General features: G+C 57.1%; 6 protein-coding genes. 5 read left to right on the plus strand and 1 reads right to left on the minus strand.

Annotated elements, in window-relative coordinates; genetic code table 11:
- Positions 1–72 precede the first annotated feature (72 nt).
- The 4 genes from WCG50_RS16730 to WCG50_RS16745 are packed head-to-tail and all read left to right on the plus strand — an operon-like array spanning position 73 to position 3,447.
- On the plus strand, positions 73–765 hold the full coding sequence (locus WCG50_RS16730) for a hypothetical protein (RefSeq protein ID WP_336900736.1): 693 nt from the start codon (positions 73–75) through the stop codon (positions 763–765).
- A gap of 6 nt (positions 766–771) precedes the next feature.
- The gene (locus WCG50_RS16735) at positions 772–1,941 is read left to right on the plus strand and encodes a COX15/CtaA family protein (RefSeq protein ID WP_336900731.1); all 1,170 of its coding nucleotides are present in this window, start codon (positions 772–774) and stop codon (positions 1,939–1,941) included.
- On the plus strand, positions 1,938–2,834 hold the full coding sequence (gene cyoE / locus WCG50_RS16740) for a heme o synthase (protein ID WP_336900732.1): 897 nt from the start codon (positions 1,938–1,940) through the stop codon (positions 2,832–2,834). Before WCG50_RS16735 ends, cyoE begins: the two co-directional genes overlap by 4 nt.
- A 7-nt stretch (positions 2,835–2,841) precedes the next feature.
- Complete coding sequence (locus tag WCG50_RS16745) at positions 2,842–3,447, plus strand: SCO family protein (protein ID WP_336900733.1); 606 nt, start codon at positions 2,842–2,844, stop codon at positions 3,445–3,447.
- A gap of 127 nt (positions 3,448–3,574) precedes the next feature.
- On the opposite strand, the gene rpoH is transcribed toward WCG50_RS16745, so the two are convergent.
- On the minus strand, positions 3,575–4,513 hold the full coding sequence (gene rpoH / locus WCG50_RS16750; RefSeq protein ID WP_336900734.1) for an RNA polymerase sigma factor RpoH: 939 nt from the start codon (positions 4,511–4,513) through the stop codon (positions 3,575–3,577).
- A 531-nt stretch (positions 4,514–5,044) separates the two neighbouring features.
- Here rpoH and WCG50_RS16755 point away from each other — a divergent pair.
- The coding region (locus tag WCG50_RS16755; RefSeq protein WP_336900735.1) for a PAS domain S-box protein at positions 5,045–5,776 on the plus strand (732 nt) is incomplete at its 3' end.

Here is a 5,776-nt window from a genome sequence, read left to right on the forward strand (position 1 = left end):
GGTTTCAAATTGTTAGACGATTCAAACCCACGCAGCGCGCCTGACGCTGCCCCGTCTGTTAGCGCCAATCGCATGGACCAGCCGCTGGGCCTGACCGTGCATTCCCTGCCGTCGCCTGAGCGTGCGATGGACAGCGAGGCTCGCCGTACGACCAGCGGACGCTGGAAGATGGTGGCGGTGTTGCTGGTGTGTGCAGCTCCGGTCGTTGCCTCCTACTTCACCTACTACGTGGTGCGCCCTGAAGGTCGTCGCAATTTTGGTGAGTTGATTGAGCCGCAGCGTCCCTTGCCCGGCCTGACTGTGACGAATTTGGCCGGTCAAACCAGCCCCTTGCCTGCACTCAAAGGACAGTGGCTCCTGATCAGTGTCGCGGGTGGTGCATGCGACGAGGTGTGCGGTCGCCATCTGTATTTGCAACGTCAAATGCGCACGGGTCTGGGTAAGGACGCCGACCGCGTCGATTGGATCTGGCTGGTGACCGATGAAGCTTCGGTCCCAGACAAACTGATGCCCGCGCTGAAAGATGCGACGGTGCTGCGGGTGTCTCAATCCGGTTTGGCCCAATGGCTTCAGCCGGTGCCAGGGCAACAAATGTCGGATCATTTGTACGTGGTCGATCCAATGGGCAACTGGATGATGAGATTTCCCGCCAACCTCGATGTGGCAAATGCCCCCAAGGCCAAGCGCGACCTGGAGCGCCTGTTGCGCGCATCGGCAGGGTGGGACCAGGCCGGGCGTGAAGCGGCCAAGCTGGCGATTCATTAAAGCGTGATGACGGTGCAATCACTCTACAACTTGTCGCCACTGGCCAGCATGATGCTGGTGGGCGTGCTGCTGGCTCTGGTGCCCTTGTTGTGGGTAGGCTGGCGCAACCGACGCGCGACCCCGATGCGACGCCTACAGGCATTGACGCTGCTGACCTTGTTTCTCACGTTTGATCTGGTGCTGTTCGGTGCCTTCACGCGCCTGACGGACTCGGGACTGGGTTGCCCGGACTGGCCGGGTTGTTATGGCCATGCCAGCCCACTGGGCGCTCATGCGGCGATTGGGGTCGCCCAAAACGAGATGCCGACTGGCCCCGTGACACACGGCAAAGCTTGGGTAGAAATGGTTCACCGCTATCTGGCAACCTCGGTGGGCGTGTTGATCCTGGTGCTGACGCTTGCCGCTTGGTGGGCACGCTGGCGCAAAACCCCGCACCGATTCCTCAACCCGTGGTGGCCGACTTTGACGTTGCTGTGGGTCAGTCTGCAAGGGGCTTTTGGTGCGCTCACGGTCACCATGAAACTCTTTCCGGCGATCGTCACGCTGCATCTGCTGGGTGGTCTGGTGTTGCTGGCCTTGTTGTGCCTGCAGGCCGTGAAGTTGTCGCAGCTTGCGCAGCAGAACACGACGGTGCTCGTTTCACCCGGCCTGCGCGGCTTGCAATGGCTGTCGCTGGTGCTGCTGGGGTTGCAAGTGGCCTTGGGCGGTTGGGTTAGTACCAACTACGCCGTGCTGGCGTGCAGCGACTTCCCGCTGTGCCAGAACAGCCTGTGGCCGTTGATGAACTTCAAGGAAGGTTTTGAATTCTGGCGCGAACTGGGCCTGACGGGCACCGGCGAGACCATCAGCTTTGCTGCCCTGACCGCCATTCACTATGTGCACCGCAGCATGGCGTGGCTGGTGCTCATTGTGCTGGGCGTGTTGGCCTGGCGCTTGAGCCGCCATGCCGCACTGCGCCGACCCTCGCGCTGGCTGGCTGCGCTCATCGGGTTGCAACTGGCCACCGGTTTGAGCAACGTGGTGCTGGGCTGGCCGCTGTTGGCTGCTGTTATGCACACCGGTGGCGCGGGTGCCCTCGTTGTAACCCTGACTTGGACGCTGCTGGTCAGCCGCACCCGTTCGACCTTCCAGGCACCGGTTGCCTCTCAACCTTTTGAATCGAGCCTCTCCGCATGAGTACCCCCACTTTGAATGCGCCCACTTCCGTCTTCCGGCAGTTTTATGCCCTGACCAAGCCGCGGGTGATTCAGCTGATCGTGTTTTGTGCCCTGATCGGCATGGTGCTGGCCGTGCCCGGAATGCCCAGTTGGGCAGAGGTCCGGGTCGCTGCCATCGCGTGCTTGGGCATCTGGCTGGTGGCAGGTGCTGCCGCAGCGTTCAACTGCATTGTTGAAAAAGGCATTGATGCCAAGATGAAGCGCACCGCCTGGCGTCCCACCGCCAAAGGCGAACTGGGGAATGGGCAAACCCTGCTGTTCTCAGCTGCCTTGTGCGTGGCCGGTTCCACGCTCTTGTATGTGTGGGTCAACCCGCTCACCATGTGGCTGACGTTCGCCACCTTTGTCGGCTATGCCGTGGTCTACACCGTGATTCTCAAACCGCTCACGCCGCAAAACATCGTGATTGGCGGTGCCTCGGGCGCCATGCCGCCGGTGCTGGGTTGGGCCGCGATGGCCGGCAATGTAGGGCCAGAAGCGTTTATTTTGTTCCTGATTATTTTCTTGTGGACGCCGCCGCATTTCTGGGCGTTGGCCTTGTACCGCGTGGAAGACTACCGAAAGTCGGGCTTGCCGATGCTCCCGGTTACCCATGGCAATGAGTTCACGCGCCTGATGGTGTTGCTCTACACCTTCATCCTGTTTGCGGCCTGCCTGATGCCTTACATCTACGGCATGAGTTCCCTGATTTACCTGGTCGTGGCGGTGGTGTTGAGCATCGGGTTTTGTCTGTATGCCTTTTGGCTGTGGCGCGACTACTCGGATGCGCTGGCCCGCAAGACGTTTCGGTTTTCATTGATTCACCTGAGCGTGCTGTTCGCCGCCTTGCTGGTGGATCACTATGTGCTGTAATTGCTAAATGAAAAAACGTACTGCTCTTAAATTAATGGCTACTAGCGCTTTATTGACGGGGGCTGTAGGCTTGTTTACGGCTTGCTCCGAAAAAAAGCAGAGTTTTACGGCGATTGACCTGACCGGCGCCGACTACGCCCGCGACTTCGCCTTGACCGACCACAACGGCCAGCCTCGCACCCTCAAGGACTTTTCCGGCAAAGTGGTCGTCATGTTCTTTGGTTACACGCAATGCCCTGATGTTTGCCCTACTTCAATGGCCGAACTGGTCGAAGTCAAGCGTTTGCTGGGCAAAGAAGGTGAGCGCGTGCAAGGGATCTTCGTCTCGATTGACCCGGAGCGCGACACGCCCGAGGTGCTCAAAGCCTATATGGGTAATTTTGACCCCACGTTTCTGGCGCTCTACACCACGCCCGAAAAGCTCGTGGGCGTTGCCAAAGACTACAAGGTCTACTATAAAAAAGTAGCGGGCAGCACGCCTACCAGCTACACCATGGACCACTCGGCAGGTTGCTACGTCTACGACACGCAGGGCAAGTTGCGCCTGTACACACGCTACGGCAGCGGCGCCCCAGCGCTGGCGGCAGACATCAAGGTGCTGCTCACACCTTAGTCCTGATTTATAAGAAATCAGGCTGTAGCCCCCGTCTATCATGCGTAAGCAGCTATTTAATTAATAGTGTAAGACGTAAAAAAACCCTGAAGGCATAAAGCTTTCAGGGTTTTTTATTGGGGCGGAATCAGGCGTATTCGGCCAGGGTCTTCTTCATCTTTTTCATCGCAGCCACCTCGATCTGGCGAATACGCTCGGCGCTGACGCCGTAGACCGCCGCCAGCTCATGCAGCGTCATGCCGCCGGAACTGTCGTCGTTGACCTTGAGCCAGCGTTCTTCCACGATGCGGCGGCTACGCTCATCCAGCGCTTCCAGCGCCGTAGCGATGCCATCGCTGGCCAGCATGTCGCGCTGGTAGGCCTCAATCATGGCGGTGGGTTCGTGGTGCGTGTCGGTCAGGTAGGCAATCGGGCCAAAGGCATCTTCGCCATCGTCTGACGGGCTCGGGTCCAGCAGCACATCGCCACCGGACAGCCGCGTTTCCATCTCGATCACTTCTTCACGCTTGACCTTGAGTTCGGCGGCCATCGTGTCAATCTGAACGTCGTTCAGGGACTCTCGGTGAGTGCCTGCATCGGCGGCCGCGTCTTCTGATTTAAAGCGCTGCTTCATCGAGCGCAGGTTGAAAAACAACTTGCGCTGCGCCTTGGTCGTCGCCATCTTGACCATGCGCCAGTTTTTCAGGATGAACTCGTGAATTTCGGCCTTGATCCAGTGCAGCGCGTAGCTCACCAAGCGCACACCGTGGTCGGGGTCGAACCGTTTCACGGCCTTCATTAACCCCACATTGCCTTCCTGAATCAGGTCGCCATGCGGCAAGCCGTAACCCAAGTACTGGCGTGCCACCGAAACCACCAGCCGCAGGTGTGACAACACCAGTTTCCCGGCGGCTTCCAAGTCGTTGTGGTCCCGAAACTGGCGCGAATAAGCCTGCTCTTCTTCGAGCGTCAACATGGGCAGACGATTGGCTGCCGAAATATAAGCATCCAGATTTCCCAGTGGCACCATGGACCACGGATTGGTAATCGCAAGAGCCGAACCAGAAACACCTGTTTGATAAGTCATACCAAAACTCCTTTTTGACATAAATATTATGTTAGCACTCTCTTTGTTAGAGTGCCAATGCATAAGTTTAATGCCTCTGATAGTGATGTTGGTGAGGCATAAAGTCAGTGCCGCTATTCAGTAGGTTTGAATTTTTATAACGAGTTATGTACTGGATTGACGCCGATAAGCATAACTAACGCATTGAAATTAATCAATTTATTGAGTTCTCGAGAAGATTGACTGAAAGAATCTTCAGTCAGAAAGTTCAATAGCGCTGGTGTAAGCGCCATCAGTGGTTCCCGATTTCCGTGCGGAAGACCTTGCCAATGCGCTGAAATCATCAATATGCGGTGCCACTCGGAGAGTTATCTGATGCGATGGAAATTGCAGGCGAGGATCATAATGCGACAAACTGCCATTCATTGAACTCCTTTTGAACTTTGCTTATCGCAGTAAAAGGCAGTAATTCGCGCGCATCATGCATCTTTGGGTTGGGACTGGCCTTCACACTGCGCCACCTCATAACCACCACGCCCTAGAAAGCATGCCATGACAAGTAAAAAAACAAGTTCAGGACCTGATCTGCTTGCTGGCGTAAGTCAACCGCCGGAGTCGAACGAGAGAAGAAAAACCGAAGCCAGCCTGTTCAGCACCCTGGCTTTGCAAAGTGCTATTTTCAACAGCGCCAACTTCTCCAGCATCGCGACCGACGCCAATGGTGTGATCCAGATTTTCAACGTCGGAGCCGAGCGCATGCTGGGCTATGCTGCGGTCGACGTGGTGAACCAGATCACGCCCGCCGACATTTCAGACCCGCAAGAAGTGGTGGCTCGCGCCAAGACCCTGAGTGCCGAGCTGGACACCCTGATCACCCCCGGCTTTGAAGCCCTGGTGTTCAAAGCCTCCCGCGGCATTGAAGATATTTACGAACTGACCTACATCCGCAAGGATGGCAGCCGCTTCCCGGCGGTGGTGTCGGTCACCGCGCTGCGAAATGATTCCAACACCATCATTGGTTATCTGCTGATTGGCACTGACAACACCGCGCGCAAACAGGCAGAAACCGCGTTGCTCAAGGCCGGCGCCTTGCAAAGTGCTATTTTTAACAGCGCCAATTTCTCCAGCATTGCCACCGATGCCAAGGGCGTGATCCAGATTTTCAACGTCGGCGCCGAGCGCATGCTGGGCTATGCCGCCACCGACGTCATGAACAAGATCAGTCCCGCTGATATTTCGGACCCGCAAGAGGTGGTCGCTCGGGCGATGGCCTTGAGCATTGAG

Origin of the sequence: Rhodoferax sp., assembly GCF_037143375.1 — a bacterium.
GTDB lineage: Bacteria > Pseudomonadota > Gammaproteobacteria > Burkholderiales > Burkholderiaceae_C > Rhodoferax.

What these genes read in the sequence shown, in the direction of transcription:
- WCG50_RS16730 (WP_336900736.1), top strand. Translation starts at nt 73, where the DNA reads ATGGACCAGCCGCTGGGCCTGACCGTGCATTCCCTGCCGTCGCCTGAG.
- WCG50_RS16735 (WP_336900731.1), top strand. Translation starts at nt 772, where the DNA reads ATGACGGTGCAATCACTCTACAACTTGTCGCCACTGGCCAGCATGATG.
- cyoE (WP_336900732.1), top strand. Translation starts at nt 1,938, where the DNA reads ATGAGTACCCCCACTTTGAATGCGCCCACTTCCGTCTTCCGGCAGTTT.
- WCG50_RS16745 (WP_336900733.1), top strand. Translation starts at nt 2,842, where the DNA reads ATGAAAAAACGTACTGCTCTTAAATTAATGGCTACTAGCGCTTTATTG.
- rpoH (WP_336900734.1), bottom strand. Translation starts at nt 4,513, where the DNA reads ATGACTTATCAAACAGGTGTTTCTGGTTCGGCTCTTGCGATTACCAAT.